Source organism: Psychroflexus curvus (assembly GCF_020164585.1).
GTDB lineage: Bacteria > Bacteroidota > Bacteroidia > Flavobacteriales > Flavobacteriaceae > Psychroflexus > Psychroflexus curvus.
The window spans coordinates 209,464-227,939 of record NZ_JAIQZF010000005.1 but is presented as its reverse complement, the minus strand read 5'-3'; the positions used below and the strand labels follow the sequence as shown (position 1 = coordinate 227,939).

The following is an 18,476-nucleotide window of genomic DNA, read 5'->3' as shown; positions in this document are numbered from 1 at the left end:
TAAAAATAATGAAATAATTCAAAGCATAAATGGTCTTGTTAACTGTAAACCAGTAATTTAACTTTAAATTAAACTTAGCAAGATTACTTCTTATGTAAAATAAAGGCTCATCAAAAACTAAATAGTTTAAGGTTAAGCGAAGATTAATTTATTTCTAATCTATTAATCTATATGCAATCTTTTGTTAACCTCTACATAACATCAAAGCTTCATTCTGCTTGTAAGTTTGCATCAACAAAAACACTAAAATCTATCAAAATGAAAAAATTATTTTTATCTGCTGCAGTTATTCTTTCAATGTTTGCTGTGTCTTGCTCAGGAGACGATGATGCTCCAATTGTAGATCCACCAAGTGAAGAGCCTGGAGATCCAACAGAACCAGAAATTCCAGAAACTGAAACAAGAACAGGAATTTTAACTGAAAACGAAACTTGGACTAATGATAGAATCTGGATTTTAGAAAGTAAAGTAGTTATTAACGAAGGTGTAACACTTACTATTGAACCAGGTACAATCATTAAAGGTGGTGAAGGTCAAGAGGCTGCTGCTTCTGCTTTGGTAGTTGATCAAGGGGGTAAGCTTATTGCTGATGGAACTGCTGAAAATCCAATTATTTTTACATCTATTTTAGATAACATTAAGAAAGGAGAAATTGCAGGTACCAATTTAGGACTTGGTAACGTAGGTCTTTGGGGTGGTGTAATTGTTCTAGGAAATGCTCCAATTTCTGTAGATGGTGATGCTGGAGAAGCTCAAATAGAAGGTATTCCTGCAACTGAACCTTATGGTCAATATGGAGGTGATAATCCAAACGATAATTCTGGTATCATCAGATATGTGTCAATACGACATGGCGGAATTACTATTGGTCAAGATAACGAGATAAATGGTTTAACTATGGGTGGTGTTGGACTTGGTACCACAATTGATCATGTTGAGGTAGTAGCTAACCAAGATGATGCATTCGAATGGTTTGGAGGAACTACTAATTCTTCAAATTTATTAGCTTGGGCTCAACAAGATGATGGTTTGGATATCGATCAAGCTTTCAATGGTACAATCACAAATGCAGCTGTTATCCAATCTTCTAACTCTGATAGAGCATTAGAAATAGATGGTCCAGAAGGTCCTGATGCTGCTAATCCAGCTGATTTTGGTTTCACTATCGATGGCCTTACAGTTGTGGATGTTGAGAATGGTGAATTTTATGCTGATTTTAGAGATGGTGCTATTGGTACTATAAGAAATGCAGTGTTTAGTGGAACTACAACTGGTGAAGCTAAATTTAGATTCAACGGTCCCGATTCTCAAAACAATTTTGCTAACGGTCTTATTGTATTCGAAAATATTGAATTGGTTTTACCAGTAGGTGTTGCAAGCGCTGAAGAATTGCTTGTGGATGCTCCAGCAGGATCAGAAGGTAATTTTACAAACAACGTGACTGTTCTCGAAGCATCTGCTACCCCAACAGTTGGTGCAGACTTAAGTGTGTTTGCCGGTTGGACATACGCTTCTTCTCAAAATGCTTTATAAATAACCCATAATTTAATTATTATCCACTGCTTGTATCAAGCAGTGGATTTTTTCATAAAAAAAATCAATAAAGACCTTTCAAATGAGATATCTATTAAGTCTTTTAGTATTCAGTTTTATTTTTTTAACGACGAATGCACAAACAGGAAAAGTTTCAGGAACAGTGATGGATGGTGAGTTGAATGATGTTCTCCCATTTGCAAATATTTCAGTTAAAAACACTACTAAAGGAGCCACTACAGATTTCGAAGGAGACTTTGAACTTAATCTTGATCCAGGCACGTATGATTTGCTATTCTCATTTGTTGGCTATCAGACTAAGGAAATTACTGGGGTAGTTGTGAAAGAAGATGATAATACTCTTGTAAATGTTACTTTGAGTTCTGCTGCTGGAAGTTTAGAAGAGGTTATAATAACTACAACGGCAAGGCGAAACACAGAACAATCTGTCCTAAGAATGCAAAAAAACTCAAATGTTTTGATGGATGCAATTTCTATTGAAACCATGAAGCGAACGGGAGCAAGTGATATTGCATCAGCTGTAAAAACGGTTCCTGGCGTATCCATTCAAGACGGTAAATATGTTTTTGTAAGAGGCTTAGGAGATAGGTATACAAAATCTGTACTTAACGGTATGGATATTCCAGGTCTTGACCCAGACAAGAATACCATCCAAATGGATATTTTTCCAACTAGTATTCTAGAAAATGTAAATGTTTCCAAAACAGCTTCAGCAGACTTGCAAGCAGATTTCACTGGTGGTGTTATAGATATCATCACAAGGGACTTCCCTTCTAAAGAAGAGTTTACAGTTTCTTTTAGCGGAGAATTTAACCCAGATATGCATTTTCAAGATAGCTACGTTAATTATCCAGGTGGTAGTACGGATTTCTTGGGCTTTGATGATGGCACTCGCGCCCTTCCTGTTGATCCAAATGTAAGAATTCCAAACCCTGCGTCTTCAGATAATCAACTTACAGGACCGTTGACGAGCAGATTCAACCCACAGATGGCTGCAGATAGAAATACTAGCCCTATGAATATAAGTGTGGGACTTGGATATGGAAATCAATGGGATGTTAAAGAAAATAAGTTGGGCTTTATAGCTTCAATAGATTATAAAAATAAAACTCAATTCTTTGAAAACTTTGAAAACGGTATTTATCAAAAAAATCCAGATGCTTCTGTTAATGAACTTAGATTTGATAGACGACAGCAAGGAGATTTAGGTCAAAATAATGTATTGCTTACTGGGATGACAGGTCTTTCTTATAAAACGAGCTATTCCAAATATAGATTTAATGTGCTTCACATTCAAAATGGATTAAGTCAGGCTTCCCTTTTTGATCAGGATACTCAAATCTCAAATGCTATCTCTACCGTTAAAGATAACTTAGAATACAATGAAAGGTCCATAACCAATATTCTTCTTAGTGGAAAACACACTCAGGAAGATGGTAACTTTACTATTGACTGGACTTTATCTCCAAGTTTTGTAAAAGCGGATGATAAGGATGTAAGGTTAACCACTTTTATAAGAGAAGCCAACACCTTAAATATAAGTTCTGATGCTGGTTTTCCAACAAGATTATGGAGAGAGCTCGAAGAAGTTAATGCGGTTGGAAAATTGGATTTCACTAAAAAATATTCTTTGTTCGAAAAAAATTCCACATCGAAATTTGGTGGTTTCTTTTCCTATAAACAAAGAGACTACGCTATCTACAATTATAATGTAGGTTTTATAAATACCAATCCAAGAGACCTAAATGGAGATCCAAATCAAATCCTAAGGGATGACAATATTTATAATGCGGATACCAATTCAGGTTATTATATGAGAGGTGCTTTTCAACCTTCTAATGCTTTTGATGCGAGTCAGACAGTTGGTGCTGCCTATGCTTCAAATGAATTTAGAATTGGAGAGAAATTGAAAAGTGTTATCGGGTTAAGATTAGTAGATTTCAGAATGTACTACACTGGAGTAACTACCGGGGGAGCCGCTTTAGACAATGAGGAGACTTTAAGCAAATTGGATCTTTTCCCATCTGCTAATTTCGTTTATGAATATAACGACAAGACCAACTTTAGGTTGTCTTATGCCAGAACTACAGCTAGACCCTCATTTAAGGAAAAGTCAAATGTTCAAATTGTCGACCTGCTTACTGGAATTATCTACTTAGGGAATCTTGATGTTGAACCTTCGTACATAGATAATTTTGACTTGAGGTATGAGTTTTATGGTGATCAATCTCAAATGTTTGCTTTAAGTGGATTTTATAAGCGATTTAATGATCCTATTGAGCTTGTTGCTTTTAATGTTAATGCACCCAACCAATTCACACCAAGAAATTCAGATTTTGCAGAAGTTTTTGGAATTGAATTTGAAGCCAGAAAAAACTTTAATTTTATAGCAGAAAGCTTAAAAGATTTAAGCCTTAATTTCAATATTTCTCTTATTGAATCTCGTATTGAAATGAATAAAGGCGAAGGTCAGGAATTCGAATCAAGACAGCTTTTTGCGCGAGAAGGTGAAGTAATTGATGGTACCAGAGAGTTACAAGGTCAATCTCCTTATCTTATAAATGCAGGACTAAATTATAACAAAGAAGAATCAGGACTTGAGGTGGGTATTTTTTACAATGTACAAGGTGAAACTTTACAGGTTGTAGGTTTTGGTCTTAACCCAGATGTATATGTAGAGCCATTCCATAGTTTGAATTTCAATTTCTCCAAGACCATCGACAAAAATCAGAGATCTACCATAAGTTTTGGAGCAAACAATATTCTAAACGATAATAGAGAAAGTCAATATCAATCTTTTGGCGGTCAAAGAGAGCTCTTTGAAATAAGAAGACCTTTCAGAAGTTTTTCCTTAGGATACAGTTATAAATTTTAATTGTTTTTGTTATTAGCCAAAAGCTGCTCTGGAAAGAGCAGCTTTTTTTGTGTTTATTCTTAACTTTAAGCTAATATTCAAAACCTTAAATTTGTGTTTAATTAATTTAAAAATTTATGAAAAAATCTGATATCACTATACTTGTTGTAGATGACGATCCGGATATTCTGGAGATTCTAAGCTATAATTTAAATGCAGAAGGTTACAAAGTAGTCACAGCAGAAAATGGAGTGGAAGCAGTTAAAAAAGCTAAAAAGAAAAAGCCACACCTGGTGATTTTGGACGTGATGATGCCGGAAATGGATGGGATTGAAGCCTGTGAGCAAATTCGCGAAACCAAAGGTTTAGAAAACACGCTTATTACCTTTTTGACAGCAAGAGGTGAAGATTATTCTCAGGTTGCAGGATTTGATGCCGGGGCAGACGATTACATCACCAAGCCGGTAAGGCCAAAAGTTTTGATGAGTAAAGTAAAAGCCTTATTAAGGCGTTTTAAATCTGGAACTTCAGAGAAAAATATTTACGAAATTGGCGATATCATCATCAACCGGGACGAATATAAAATCACAAGTCAGGGAACGGAGATGACTTTGCCCAGAAAAGAATTTGAATTGCTATCTTTACTCACTTCAGAACCTAATAAAGTCTTTAAAAGAGATGATATTTTAAACACAGTTTGGGGAAATGAAGTGGTTGTGGGTGGAAGAACCATCGATGTCCATATTCGAAAATTAAGAGAAAAATTGGGCGACGACAAATTCAAAACCGTGAAAGGCGTCGGCTATAAGTTTGTTCATGAATGAGTAAAAAATTTAAAAGATCCTATAAGTTTGCCCTCAATACCTCCACTTATATCACTGTTTTTCTTACGGGCTTAATCACATTTTATGAGTACATACAACTAGAAGTCAATGTGGCTTCTATTTTTGTTTTTGCCATTATTTCATTTGTGTTTTCATTCCTTATTATTCAGTTGAGGATAGAATATTTTATCTACAAACGAGTGAAATCCATTTATGATAGTGTTTCTATACTCGACAAGTCCACATTAGGAAGTCAAAGAAACACGTCTGATATGAAAACCCTGACTGAGGAAGTAGAACGTTTTGCCAGAGGTAAAAAACTGGAAATAGAAACCTTAAAAGTGAGGGAAAACTACAGGAAAGAATTCATTGGTAATGTGTCTCATGAATTAAAAACCCCTTTGTTTACTGTTCAGGGCTATATTCTAACGCTTTTGGACGGAGCTATAAAAGACAAAAAAGTGAGGAAAAAATACCTTACCAGAGCAAGCAAAGGCGTTGATCGACTGATCTACATTGTGAAGGATCTGGATATGATTACTAAACTGGAGACGGGGGATCTCAACCTTTACATCGAAACCTTTGATCTTGTGGAACTGGTAGAAAGCGTCTTTGATCTATTGGAAATGAAATCTGCTAAAAAAGAAATCAGTCTTAATTTCGATAAGGAATATCCTTCTCTATATGTAGATGCCGATAAGGAACGCATACAGCAGGTGGTGACCAATCTTATCGTGAATTCTATCAAATACGGAAAAAAGGGAGGAACGTCAGAAATCAGTTTTGAAGAGGTAAAAGACTCCAAAATCATGCTTCGTGTGACCGATAATGGAGAAGGCATTGAAAAGGAGCACATTCCAAGACTTTTTGAACGGTTTTTCAGAGTAGATAAAACAGGATCCAGGCGTGAAGGTGGTTCCGGGCTTGGGCTTTCCATAGTAAAACACATCATAGAAGCCCATGATGAACAGGTTTATGTAGATAGTGTTTATGGGATTGGCAGCGAATTCTCCTTTAGCCTTCCAAAGTCTGACGAAATCCCGGAAGAGGAAACCGATGCATCTCTTTTGAATTAAATCCAGAATACAACTCGATGTTTTCGAGAGCTGTAGTTTTAAATCTTTTTTGAGCACTAAAAGGGGCAGTCCTTTGATTTTCCAATCGTTTGGCCAGATATTCCTGCTCACCCTGATGAGGTGTAGGAACAAAAAAGACGGATTTTCCCAGGCAGGCCATATCCATCACAGAAGAATACCCCGACCTGCAAATCACAAGTTTTGCTCTACAAATGAGTTGGTTGAGGTCTTCAGATTTTAAATGATTGTAAAAGTTGAGATGAGGTAAGTCTTCCAGCTCGCTTCGGTCATATACCCCACGCACGAGGATACATTTTTTAGATCTTAAAGTGGAAAAGGCTTCGATTAGTTTCTTTTCAAAGTGAGTTCGAAGGGGTTCTGGACCAGAAATGACAGCCAGATAATCGATGTCTTTCTCTAGGCTTAGGTTAGAAAATCGGCTCAATACCCCTATCTCTTTTACGGGAACATTTACCCAGTGGGACTGACTCAGAATTCCACTTAAATTTGGTAAAGTATCTGTATCTGGAACCCAGACTTCGTCATATCGGTTAAGGTATTTCGCATTGAGATACGAAGAGCCAAAAGAAAACAAACCTGCTTTAAACTGAAGCTGGTGAGAGATAATTACCGATTTTATGTTTTCTGAAAAGGCTCCAAATCTATGATCGGAAATCAGCAAATCTACCCCCTGCTTATCGATATAATCTTCAATCAGAACTTCATCTTTCTGAGCTCTTTTTTTAAGTCCATCGCCTTGCAGCATCAATTTCAAATAAAAGAAAAATCCAGAGGTGGAATAGGTCACCTGGCTGGAGTTCAATTCTAAACTATGTAGATCTGGAAACTCGTCTTTCAGCAATTGGAGTGCGTTTCCATCAGAAGCCAGGCTCACTTTGGAGCCTTGTTGTAAAAAATAACGGATGACTGGAATGCACCTAGTGGCGTGCCCCAGACCCCAGTTAAGTGGAGAAACTAAAACATGAGTGGGAAATGCCATATTTAGGATTTTGCGTATTGGTAAATTTAGTTAATTTTACACGAAAATTTCAGCAAAAGTGGGGAGTAAAAACAAGCTTAAACGGTTTAAAGAGAATGAGGTTTTTGAAAATGTAGTACAACCTACACGTTCTGAAATTGTGGATGACACATACGCCTATAAAGGCAAGTGGAAACAAGAGTTCTTCAAAAATGATAATCCGCTGGTTTTAGAACTGGGATGTGGTAAAGGAGAATATACTGTTGGTCTAGCTAAGCGGAATCCCAATTGCAATTTTTTAGGGATAGACATCAAAGGAGCCAGATTCTGGCGAGGTGCTAAAACGGCTTTGGAAGAAGGTATGGATAACGTAGGATTTCTGAGAACACAAATAGAACTGGTAGATCAGGTTTTTGCTGAGGGAGAAGTCGATGAACTATGGATTACCTTTCCGGACCCGCAAATTAAATGGAAACGCACCAAGCATAGAATGACCAATCCAGATTTTCTGGATAAGTATAAAAAGATTTTAAGCAAAGATGGTATCATTCATTTGAAAACAGATAGTGAATTCATGCACGGTTATACCTTAGGAATTTTGGAAGGATTGGGGCATGATATCATGTATGCCCATCATGATATTTATGTGAACCATGAAGCACCAGAAGAAGTGGTAGGCATTCAAACCTTCTATGAACAGCAGTATCTCGATAAAAAGAAATCAATAACGTATTTGAAGTTTAGGCTAAAGTCTTAAAAATTGGAGTATTTACAAATTTATATTTATACTTTTTTGGCTGCTTTAGTTGGCGTAATTCCTCCAGGATTAGTCAATATGAGTGTCGCTAAAACCTGCCTGGAAAAAGGACGGCGCAATGGTATATTGATGGCTTTTGGAGCTTCTTTAGTTGTTTTTCTTCAGGCGCTTATTGCTATTTTGTTATCAAAATATATCTTTTCCAATCCTTATGTTAAGAGCATATTTTTTAAGACGGGAATTGCAATTTTGATTTTGATGTTCATCTATTTCTTATTGTCGGCCAATCGAAAAAAAACACAGCGTAACATCAAAAAGAGAACAGGTACCAAAAGTTTTTTTTCAGGTATTCTGGTTTCGGCTCTTAATATTTTTCCTATTCCTTATTTTGTTCTTGTAGCGACCTTATTGAGCAATAATTTCAAAATTGCTTTTTCGCTTTATAACGATCTTTTTTTTGCTTTAAGTGCTGCTTTAGGAACATTGACCACTCTTTACCTTTACGTTATTTTTATCATGAGAATAGGAGGTAAAACAGAACTCTTTAAAAAGTATTCCAATTATTTTATGGCTGTATTGATGTTGATTCTCATCATCGTTACCTGGATCCGACTTTATCAAATGTAGTGTATGGCAAATTCAGACTTTTTTGAAAAAGTGTACTCAATTGTTGCGCTTATTCCGGAAGGAAAAGTAACAAGTTACGGAGCCATTGCAAAAGCTATCGGCGCCGCCAAAAGTTCTCGAACGGTAGGTTATGCTATGAATGCCTGTGTAAAGTTAGATCGGGATCTTCCAGCACACCGCGTTGTGAATAGAAATGGAGTATTGACTGGAAAGCACCATTTTCCTGGTCAGGATACAATGCAGAGGCTCCTGGAAGAGGAAGGCCTGGAAGTTGAAAACGATCAAATAAAAAACTTCAAACTTTATTTTTGGGAACCCTCTGATAATGAGTAGCCTAAAATTTATTTTTGCATTTTATCCAAATTAACTACTTAAATTGCTTTGTATGCTGAATAAATGCTTTATATTCGTTTTAGGATGAAGTTTTTCATAATAGATTGGTTAATTAGCAAAGCCCCAGAATCATAACTGGGGCTTTGTGTTTTTATAAATAGTCCTTTCTGTCAATTGCTTACCCAGGAGGCAACACAACTATTCCTGTAAAGTTTTAGTAAAGCTTTAGTTAAGTTTTTGGTATAAATTAGTATTTAAATTGCTTTGGAGAATCATTAATTGTTATATATTTGACCCAGGATGAAGTTTTTCATAATAGATTGGTTAATTAGCAAAGCCCCAGATTCATAACTGGGGCTTTGTGTTTTTATAAACTTTCCTGAATTCCAACTACTTTTCTCATGAGACCATAAAATATTTTAGTAAAGCTTTAGTTTTACACACATGAGGCAATTACTCCTTTATGTCTTATTGTGTAGTGGGATGACTCCACTTTTGGCTCAGTCTGGACTGGTGACTAAGGCAGTTTCAATTCAGGACACCATTCAGCTAGAAGAGGTAAGCATAAGTCCGTTTCAGTTTAAGCTCCAGACTGTAGATAGTATAGAAGTGGATTCCAACCTTTACGATATCAACTTTCCAAAAGCACAACTTGTTCCTTCTTCAGTATTGAAATTGAATCAGGATAGTTTAATAGTTAGTTACGTCAATTATCCAGAATTTCTAACCAAAACCTACAAAGGCTTAGATGAAAACCTGATTATTGACACAGGAAATCCTGTCGACAATTTGTACGAATTGCAACAGCAAAGACAGCCTGGCAATTTTGTGCCTTTTGCCGGATTGAATACCAGCGGAAGTATTTCCAGAGCCATAAGTGTGGGCAATAACCAGAATGCTGTGGTCAGGTCTGAACTGGACTTGCAGATTTCCGGGAAAATATCAGAACATGTGACGCTCCGGGCTTCCATACAGGATGATAATGCTCCAACGCAATCCGGAGGTTATACCCAGCAATTGAATGAGTTCGATCGAATTTTTATCGAGTTGGAAGCTGAAAAATGGCGGATTCGTGCCGGAGATATAGACTTGATAGAAAATGAATCATTTTTTGCTTCATACACCAAGCGTGTTCAGGGGCTTTTACTTTCTGCAGATGTGGGAAATGAAACCCGGCAAAACGAAGTTTATACAGCGGCTGCTTTGGTAAGGGGTGTTTTTACCAGGAGTGAATTGACTGCTCAAGAAGGCAATCAAGGCCCTTATAAACTTGTTGGACAAAACGGTGAACTTTTTGTTTTGATCATTTCAGGAAGTGAAGACGTTTACGTGAATGGCAGGCTATTGTCCCGAGGTGAAAATGAAGATTACCTCATCGATTATAATGCAGGTGAACTTATTTTTAATTCTACTTTTCCGATTACTTCTGAAATGCGAATCGTCGTAGAGTATCAGGTTTCAGATAGAAACTTTTCAAGAATCGTGGCGACTACAGGTTCCCGATTCAGGTCAGAATCTCTTCAGCTAAACGGGTTTCTTTATAATGAAAACGATCTTAAAAACCAGCCATTACAGCAAAGCCTTACCGAAGAACAGTTGAATGTGCTGCAGGATGCTGGTGATAATCAAAGTGAAATGCTGGCGCCGAGTGCTGTTCCTGCAGACTATTCTGAAAACAGAATTTTATATGAGAAAGAATTTAGAGATGGACAGGAAATTTTTGTGTTTTCCAATGATCCTGAAGCTGAGTTGTTCAATGTGCGTTTTACAAATCTGGGGCAAAATCAAGGAAATTATGTGCTATCCAGTCAGGAAGCGATTGCTACTATTTATGAATATGTGTCTCCAGTCAAGGGTATTCCGCAGGGTAATTTTGAACCTGTGGTTCGGCTTTTTGCACCCACCAAACTTCAAATTGCTATGCTGAACGGAGTATATTCCCCTTCAGAAAAAACCAGTCTTCAGTTTGAAGTTGCTGCGAGTAATAAAGATGAGAATTTATTTTCTGAATTAGATCAGGGAGATAATCGAGGCCTGGCGGCTCAACTCTCTGTCAGCCAGACTTTGTACAAATCAGAAACTGACACACAATTCGATGTGTTTGGCAACCTGAATTTTATCGAAGACAGCTACGCGAGTATAGAGCGACTTTACAACGTGGAATTTACGAGAGACTGGAATTTATTCAATCCAGCTGGAGACCAATTGTTTCTGGATACTGGTTTCAATTATCGTAATAATCAGCAAAGTTTTACTCAATATAGTTTTCAACGTTTAGAATATACAAGTGATTTTCTGGGTCAGAAACATTCTGTTAGTGCCAGGCAAGTGCTGGATAAATTCAGAATAGATGCCAATGCCAGTTATCTGGATAGTGAATCTTCTTTTTTGACATCAAAATTTGCAAGAGCAAGTGTGACGGGAATTTATGACTTCGGAAAGGTTTGGTCTGGCCTGCGATATAATCTTGAAGATAATCAAGAGCGACGTATGGAAACTGAGGAGTTCACGGCCAATACACAGCGGTTTTCCAGTTATGAAGTTTTTTCCGGAGTAGGGGATTCTACAAATGTTTATGTGGAAGCAGGCTATCGGTTTCGTCAAAACGATAGTTTGCGTTCCAATGTTTTGCAACGCGTCAACACTTCCAACACCTATTTTGTGCGTTCACAATTGATCAACACCAAAGCAACAAGACTTAGAGTTTTTGCCAACTTGAGAAATCTGGAATTCAACGAAGAAAACAGAGCAAATGAGCAGAGTTTAAATTCTAGAGTCACTTATTCTCAAAACTTACTGAACCGGTTAGTTAACTTAACTACCACTTATGAAACCAACAGCGGAAGCATTGCTCAGCAGGAATTTACTTATCTTGAAGTGGAACCAGGCCAGGGGCAATACACCTGGATAGATTATAATGAAAACGACATTCAGGAGTTAAACGAATTTGAAATTGCCCAGTTTCAGGATGAAGGACGCTTTGTTAGGATTTTATTGCCTAATCAGGTTTTTGTAAGAACCAACCAGACCCAATTTAGCCAACAATTGACCTTGAATTTTCAAACCTGGCAAAACAAAACAGGTTGGAAAAAATTTGCCTCTAAGTTTTACAATCAGACGTCATTGTTGCTGGATAAAAAGTTACGCAAAGATGGAAATTCGCTTAACCTGAACCCTTTTGGAGGAGGCGGCAAGGATATTTTGGGAGAAAATACGACCTTTAGGAATATCTTGTTTTTCAATCGTGGTTTACAAAAGTTCACGACTTCTTATAGCTTTACTCAGAATGCGACAAAAAACCTTACACTTTTAGGATTTCAGAAAAGTTCAAACCTTATGCATGAACTGAAATTCATTCATAAATTCCAGGAAAGTTGGTTAGTGACACTGAGTCAGGATTTGAACTCTTCAGAACGGTTTTCGGATCAATTTGAAAATAGGAATTTTGAAATCGAAGGCTTTAGTTTTAATCCTAAATTGTCCTATTTACTTGGAGATAAACGCTTTGATGTATTTTATGAACTGACTTCCAAAGAAAATCAGATAGGTGAACAAGAGGCTTTAGACCAGCAAACTTTTGGGTTGTCGTTTACGCTCAACAATGCTCAGAACTATAGCATAAACGGTGAGGTGAATTACATTCAGAATAAATTTGAAGGCAGTGCTTTTTCTCCAGTGGCTTACCAGATGCTGGAAGGTTTGCAGCCAAAAGATAACTTGACGTGGTCACTGTTTTTACAAAAAAAAATTACGGATTTCCTCGATCTCAATTTAACTTACTTTGGCAGGAAAAGCGAGAATGTGAACGCTATTCATACAGGAAGTGTCCAGCTGAGAGCTTTCTTTTAGCCTTTAGAAACCTTAAGCTTCATACCAGGATGAAGACGATTGCTTTTTAACTGGTTAAGCGTTTTAAGATCTTCCACGCTGAGGTCTGGATACTTTTTAGAAATTGTCCATAAGGAATCACCAGGTTTCACTTTATAAAATTTTGTGGTTCCTGTCGAAGAATTTTTGGTAACAGAACTATTCTCAGCAATGGTATAACTGTTTTTGGAATAAATAATAAGTTTCTGTCCTATATTCAGATTAGTTCCTCTGAGGTTATTCCAGTCCTTAATCTGACTGACACCAACGTCATATTTCTCTGCAATTCTTCCCAGGTAATCACCAGATTTCACGTAGTAATCGATTTTGGTTTCAGCTTTGTTAGTTTCGGGTTGAGATTCTTCAGTACCAGCTTTAGCGATTAGATTTTCGGTGAAACCATAGATATCATCTTCATTGGTTACAAACAATCCAGATTTTTCATAAGGTAAACGCACGTAATAAGATTTGTTCTTTTCGAAAGGAATAATGCCTAATTTGTAACTCGGATTTAGAAATTCTAACAGTTCCCTGTTGGTATGAGTCACTTTTGCAATTTGATCTAAAGTGATGAGTTGTTTTACTTGTATAGTGTCTGTCCCGTAATAAGTAGATCTTGGGCGCTGAGGCTCGAAACCGTGTTCATCTGCATATTCATAGATGTAAAGCATTGCTTGGAAAGACGGCACATAACCAGCAGTTTCTCTTGGTAAATAACGTCTTAGTTTCCAGTAGTTGGTTTCTCCTCCACTTCGTCGAATAGCTTTAGAGACATTTCCAAGTCCGGAATTATAAGCTGCTAATGCCAAATCCCAGTCATCAAACATAGTGTAGAGCCTCCTTAAGTATTTGGCTGCAGCTTCAGTAGAAGCAATGGGGTCCATTCGCTCGTCTACATAACTGCTGACCTCCAGATCGTAGGCTTTACCTGTACTGTACATAAACTGCCATAAACCTGTGGCACCAACTCTGGATTTTGCTCTAGGATTTAGAGCGGATTCCACGATGGCTAAATATTTCATTTCCAAAGGAACATCATGTCTGTCGAAAGCAGCTTCGAACATAGGAAAGTAAAATTTACTCAATCCCATCAATCGCTCTGTACCTTCTTTTTCACGTCTTAAAAAGTAGCCAATCACACTTTCTAAACTCTCATTATATTCAATATTGAAAGGAGTTTTTGCATTCAAAGCGGCTAAGCGCTCTTTTAAAACCTCTGTAGGAACATCCGTAATGATTTTTTTTCTATCCAAACTATCTTTGATGACACTTTCCAAACGCTGAGAATAATTCTGGTCGACTAACTGAGTTCTCCACACAGAGTCTAACTCCATAGCTCTTTCATAATCGTTCAAAATCAGTTCCAGAGAATCTGCTTTAACTGTATGGAATTCAACTTTATTTGCAGTCCATTTTTGTGCAGTTACCAAAGGGTTTTGGGCTGAACACAAACTGGTACAGAATAAAAAAATTGAAAAGATACGAATGGTATTAAAAATCATAGTATTACTATTTGGTAAGTCAAAAGTACTTGGAAAAACTGTATTTGTGGATTAAAACTTAAATCCGCATTAAAATATTGTCTAAGGTATAGGCTAATTCTTACAGGGTTGTATTTTTAACCCATAAATAAGATCAATGGAACATTTTCATACACTTTCTGTAAAAGAAATCAATAGACAAACCGATAAAGCGGTAAACATTATATTTAATATTCCTTCTGAATATGCTTCAGAATATACATTTCAAGCAGGACAATACCTGACTCTGGAAACCAAAATTGATGGGGAAAAGGTGAGGCGTTCCTATTCCATTTCTTCTGAAGAGGGAAAAGACTTAGGCATTGTTGTGAAAGCAATTCCAGATGGAAAGTTTTCTAATTATGCAAATTCCGTTCTTAAAGAAGGCGATACAATTGAAGTTCATCCAGCGGAAGGTAAATTTGTTTTGCCTGAGCAAATCGATGGCAAAACCTTTGCTGCTTTTGCTGCGGGAAGTGGAATCACCCCTTTGATGTCGATGATTAGAACTTTATTATCCCAGTCTGAAACGGCTAAATTTGTTTTAGTCTATGGCAATAAATCTCCTGGGCAAACTATTTTTCTCCAGGAGATTTTAAGTCTCCAAAAAGAACATCCAAAGCGATTTTTCCCTGAATTCATCTATAGCGAAGCTAAAGAAGAAACGGCTAAATTCGGAAGGATAGAACGTTCAACTGTGAACTACGTCATCAAAAATAAGTATGAAGGTTTCAAATTTTCAGAATTTTACCTTTGTGGTCCTGAACCCATGATTGAAGCAGTAACCGAAAGTTTAAAATCTGCAGGTGTAAGTGAAGAAAAGATTAAATATGAATTGTTCTTTTCTAAATCTGAAGGCAGTGTTGAGGCAAGTACAGATGGTAAAACATCACTTAAGGTAATTGTGGATGATGAAGAATTTGAACTTTCTATGGAGCAAAGCGACTTGATTTTGGATGCTGTTTTAGCTCAGGATATCGATGCGCCTTATTCTTGTCAAGGTGGAATTTGCAGTTCTTGTGTGGCCAAAATTAAGGAGGGAACTGCAGAAATGAGAAAGAATCAAATCTTAACCGATGAGGAGCTCGAAGAAGGATTGATCCTGACCTGCCAGGCCCAACCAACCTCTGCTAAAGTCGTTATAGATTACGATGATATTTAGTCGTTTTCTATATCCTTAAGTTGAATATTTAAGGCCTTAACACTGATCTGAATTTCGATGATGGATAAGATGAGAGATACCATCAGCAACACCAGTGAAATTCCAAAGATGATGCTACCAAGAGTTTGCCAGGTTTCATAAATCGCAAACATGCTCACAACACAAAGCAGCAGTGAAACAATGCCAAATAGCTGCATGTTTTTGATGAGTGTCACGCGCTTTTTCAAATTAGAAATCTGCGCCTTAACATCCGTATCAGGATGATCCTGATATTTTTGGTGCAAGCTTCTAATCAGGCCTGCAATGGTCAAAAATCTATTGGTGTAGGCGAGGAGTAATAATGAAATTGCGGGAAAAAGCAGTGCGGGTGTGGTTAATGAAACATCCATAAGACAATCCTTTAGAATAGCGAATCAAAGATAGTTAGGCTTTGTTAATTCTGCAGGATCATAAGAAATAAAAAACTGCTAAAACTTATACCTTAGGTTCAGCATAAGGTTTCTTCCGGGACTTGGAATATTGAAAGCCCTAAGAATCGATAAGTGATCCACATAAGTTTCGTTAAACAGGTTCTGCAAAGCAAATGAAGCTTCTAGAGTGTTTGTGCTTCCAAACTTAAATGTTGTGCTTAAGCCAATATCCACCAGGGTAAACCCATCGGTTTCTTCTTCGTTAAAGCCAGGTCTGTCTTGTCTTGCGACACCTCTCACTTTTGAAAAAAGGGAGGTGTTTTGAAGCTTACCAAAACTGTAATTGACTTCCAGGTTGGCATTATCTGGTGGTATAAATGTTAATGGCTCTTCAAAATCTTTGTTTTCTCCTCTCACCAAAGCTGCACCCAGATTAAACCTCAAGCTTCTATTCTCTAAAGCGACGTATTGTAAATTGAGTTCACTGCCGTATAGTCGAGCTTTCACTTGTTGGTATTCCCAAATTTGAAGTCCGGAGTCAGACCTTGTTTCTCCTGTATCAGCAAAGAAAATGTAATTATCAACCTGACTACCAAAAATTGACCAGTCCATTCTAAACCTATCCATGGTTAAACTGTAATTGAAATCCAATTGCAGACTCTGTTCACGTTCAAAACTGGCATTGCCCTTTTCAAACCTATTCGTGCCCGGATGCTGTCCAAAAGAATACAACTCAGCTAAATCTGGTGACCGAAAACCAGAGGAGAAATTAGCTTTCAATTTTTGAGTGTTGCTTAACGTTTTAGTAATTCCCAGAGAACCAGTAAACCCGCTAAAGTTGGATTCCAAAGTTCGGCTTTTGGGTTCACCAGGCAATACAAAGCCCGCTTCAATAAATTGATCATCGTTGGCATCGGCATTGACATGTCGGTAATCATATCTAAGGGCCCCCTGAATAAAGTAGGTTTTCCAGTCCCAATTTACCATATAGTAAGCGCCGTTTTCAGCATAATTGGCGTTGGGAATTAAGATGTCCTGTACGGGATTTTGATTTTCATTTTTCAAAAAATTTCCCTGCAAACCTAAATTATGGGTGAAATTCCCACTCCCAAAATTTATCCTGGCATTGTAAAAGGTGTTATTCTGATTGAGACCTAAATCAACCAGATTAAGGTTGGTTTCTATTTCTTTCCTATCGTTAAAATGATGAGAAATATGAAATACAGATTCAAATGTTCCGTGGTCCATTCGCTGGTTGTAAGACACCAAAACATCGGTAACTTCCTGGAAGGGCAATTGCATGTCTCTGTCATTCCTTGTCGTTGCATTGGAATTTTCCAGTTCATCATCTCCTATAATTCCAAGATTTTGCATCGAATAGGAGACCGATAATTTATTGTCGAAGTTTTCTTTTTCGATGCCTGCATGAACTCTGGCGCTACTCATATTATACCTGCTGTTTCCAATAATGTTACCGTCTCCAGATTTATAATCCGCATGGTTTTCGTAGGCAAGGTCAATTCCGAAGTATAGGTTGCTGTCAAATTTCTGACCTACAGATCCGTAGGTTCGCAATCCATTGGAAACCGAATTGAAGGTCGTTCCAATATTTCCGGAAAGCGTTTTGGAGTTTTTGTAAAACTCATCATCATGAAGTAAAATCACTCCGCCCAAAGCCCCTGAACCATACAATACAGAGGCAGGACCTTTGATGACATCTATACGTTCCACACCAAGATCATTGACGCCCAAACCATGATCGGCACCCCACTGCTGATTTTCTAATTTATTGCCTTGAAAAATGGTAGCTACCCGGCTGAAACCAAGCCCGCGTATAAAAGGCTTTACAATACCCTGGCCAAATTCTGCACCATAAACCCCAGGCACTTCTCTTAGAATTCCCATGACACCCGATGGACTGCTTTTGTTTTCAATCCGGCCCATACTTATAGGTGTGTAATTGTAAGGTGTTTTTGAATTTAATCCCGTTTGCCGATCAATAATAATCACCTCTTCTAAAGTAGTGTTCCTAGGTAGTAGTAGAAATGTAACATTTGTGGTTTCTTCTGATTTTACTACTACTGATTTAATTTTGTCGACATATCCCAGTGAAGTTACTCTGAGTTGATAAGTTCCTGCGGGTAACTTTTGAAATAAAAACGTCCCATTTTCATCTGTGACGGTATACTCATTTTGATCCATAACTTCAATGTTAGCCGTAAAAACAGCATCACCTTTAAAAGTAATCTGACCCTCTATATCTCCGGTTTGAGAATAGGTTGTAAAACCAAGCAGAAATAAGACAGCCCAAATATTATATTTCATTATAAATCAATTTAATTTTAGGCAAAGCTAAAAAATAAAAGTATATAAATCTAAATACATCCTAAGATTTAACGAGATAAATCATTCAAAAGCTTATCAACCAATTTGTGCTGAGGATCTAAGAGGAAATCGATTCAAGTGTCAATGCTAATTGACTTGGTTGTTTTTTTGATTTGTCAGTGGTTTTA

The 18,476-nt window shown here is 37.2% G+C and carries 13 protein-coding genes; 9 read left to right on the top strand and 4 right to left on the bottom strand.

Annotated elements, in window-relative coordinates; translation table 11 throughout:
- Positions 1-297: 297 nt before the first annotated feature.
- The 4 genes from LB450_RS09390 (at position 298) to LB450_RS09375 (ending at position 6,308) form a co-directional block, all read left to right on the top strand.
- Positions 298-1,533: a hypothetical protein gene (locus LB450_RS09390; protein ID WP_224487658.1), complete on the top strand. Its 1,236-nt coding sequence runs from the start codon at positions 298-300 to the stop codon at positions 1,531-1,533.
- 82 nt (positions 1,534-1,615) lie between these two features.
- On the top strand, positions 1,616-4,429 hold the full coding sequence (locus LB450_RS09385; RefSeq protein ID WP_224487657.1) for a TonB-dependent receptor: 2,814 nt from the start codon (positions 1,616-1,618) through the stop codon (positions 4,427-4,429).
- Between the two features lie 116 nt (positions 4,430-4,545).
- Positions 4,546-5,232: a response regulator transcription factor gene (locus LB450_RS09380; protein WP_224487656.1), complete on the top strand. Its 687-nt coding sequence runs from the start codon at positions 4,546-4,548 to the stop codon at positions 5,230-5,232.
- Positions 5,229-6,308 (top strand): sensor histidine kinase, encoded by a 1,080-nt coding sequence (locus LB450_RS09375; RefSeq protein ID WP_224487655.1) that lies wholly within the window; start codon positions 5,229-5,231, stop codon positions 6,306-6,308. The genes LB450_RS09380 and LB450_RS09375 overlap by 4 nt, the downstream gene beginning before the upstream one ends.
- Here LB450_RS09375 and LB450_RS09370 read toward each other — a convergent pair.
- A complete protein-coding gene (locus LB450_RS09370) occupies positions 6,247-7,308 on the bottom strand; it encodes a glycosyltransferase (RefSeq protein WP_224487654.1) in 1,062 nt (353 codons plus the stop codon). The two genes, LB450_RS09375 and LB450_RS09370, sit on opposite strands and share 62 nt — an antisense overlap.
- Positions 7,309-7,366: 58 nt before the next feature.
- Between LB450_RS09370 and trmB the strand changes: the two genes are divergently transcribed.
- The 4 genes from trmB (at position 7,367) to LB450_RS09350 (ending at position 12,853) form a co-directional block, all read left to right on the top strand.
- Positions 7,367-8,044: a tRNA (guanosine(46)-N7)-methyltransferase TrmB gene (gene trmB, locus LB450_RS09365; protein ID WP_224487653.1), complete on the top strand. Its 678-nt coding sequence runs from the start codon at positions 7,367-7,369 to the stop codon at positions 8,042-8,044.
- 3 nt (positions 8,045-8,047) lie between these two features.
- A complete protein-coding gene (locus tag LB450_RS09360) occupies positions 8,048-8,671 on the top strand; it encodes a LysE family translocator (protein WP_224487652.1) in 624 nt (207 codons plus the stop codon).
- Between the two features lie 3 nt (positions 8,672-8,674).
- Complete coding sequence (locus tag LB450_RS09355; protein WP_224487651.1) at positions 8,675-9,004, top strand: MGMT family protein; 330 nt, start codon at positions 8,675-8,677, stop codon at positions 9,002-9,004.
- 444 nt (positions 9,005-9,448) lie between these two features.
- Positions 9,449-12,853, top strand: a complete 3,405-nt coding sequence (locus LB450_RS09350; protein WP_224487650.1) for a hypothetical protein — start codon at positions 9,449-9,451, stop codon at positions 12,851-12,853.
- On the opposite strand, the gene LB450_RS09345 is transcribed toward LB450_RS09350, so the two are convergent.
- On the bottom strand, positions 12,850-14,373 hold the full coding sequence (locus LB450_RS09345; protein ID WP_224487649.1) for a lytic transglycosylase domain-containing protein: 1,524 nt from the start codon (positions 14,371-14,373) through the stop codon (positions 12,850-12,852). The two genes, LB450_RS09350 and LB450_RS09345, sit on opposite strands and share 4 nt — an antisense overlap.
- Before the next feature lie 136 nt (positions 14,374-14,509).
- Between LB450_RS09345 and LB450_RS09340 the strand changes: the two genes are divergently transcribed.
- Positions 14,510-15,553: a ferredoxin--NADP reductase gene (locus LB450_RS09340; protein ID WP_224487648.1), complete on the top strand. Its 1,044-nt coding sequence runs from the start codon at positions 14,510-14,512 to the stop codon at positions 15,551-15,553.
- Here LB450_RS09340 and LB450_RS09335 read toward each other — a convergent pair.
- Entirely contained in the window at positions 15,550-15,942 is a 393-nt protein-coding gene (locus LB450_RS09335) for a DUF2721 domain-containing protein (protein ID WP_224487647.1), read from the bottom strand. The two genes, LB450_RS09340 and LB450_RS09335, sit on opposite strands and share 4 nt — an antisense overlap.
- Positions 15,943-16,020: 78 nt before the next feature.
- A complete protein-coding gene (locus LB450_RS09330) occupies positions 16,021-18,288 on the bottom strand; it encodes a TonB-dependent receptor (protein ID WP_224487646.1) in 2,268 nt (755 codons plus the stop codon).
- Between the last annotated feature and the right edge of the window lie 188 nt (positions 18,289-18,476).

Excerpts from the sequence above, each read along its gene's own strand:
- LB450_RS09390 (WP_224487658.1), top strand. The coding sequence starts at position 298 with ATGTTTGCTGTGTCTTGCTCAGGAGACGATGATGCTCCAATTGTAGAT.
- LB450_RS09385 (WP_224487657.1), top strand. The coding sequence starts at position 1,616 with ATGAGATATCTATTAAGTCTTTTAGTATTCAGTTTTATTTTTTTAACG.
- LB450_RS09380 (WP_224487656.1), top strand. The coding sequence starts at position 4,546 with ATGAAAAAATCTGATATCACTATACTTGTTGTAGATGACGATCCGGAT.
- LB450_RS09375 (WP_224487655.1), top strand. The coding sequence starts at position 5,229 with ATGAGTAAAAAATTTAAAAGATCCTATAAGTTTGCCCTCAATACCTCC.
- LB450_RS09370 (WP_224487654.1), bottom strand. The coding sequence starts at position 7,308 with ATGGCATTTCCCACTCATGTTTTAGTTTCTCCACTTAACTGGGGTCTG.
- LB450_RS09355 (WP_224487651.1), top strand. The coding sequence starts at position 8,675 with ATGGCAAATTCAGACTTTTTTGAAAAAGTGTACTCAATTGTTGCGCTT.
- LB450_RS09350 (WP_224487650.1), top strand. The coding sequence starts at position 9,449 with ATGAGGCAATTACTCCTTTATGTCTTATTGTGTAGTGGGATGACTCCA.
- LB450_RS09345 (WP_224487649.1), bottom strand. The coding sequence starts at position 14,373 with ATGATTTTTAATACCATTCGTATCTTTTCAATTTTTTTATTCTGTACC.
- LB450_RS09340 (WP_224487648.1), top strand. The coding sequence starts at position 14,510 with ATGGAACATTTTCATACACTTTCTGTAAAAGAAATCAATAGACAAACC.
- LB450_RS09335 (WP_224487647.1), bottom strand. The coding sequence starts at position 15,942 with ATGGATGTTTCATTAACCACACCCGCACTGCTTTTTCCCGCAATTTCA.
- LB450_RS09330 (WP_224487646.1), bottom strand. The coding sequence starts at position 18,288 with ATGAAATATAATATTTGGGCTGTCTTATTTCTGCTTGGTTTTACAACC.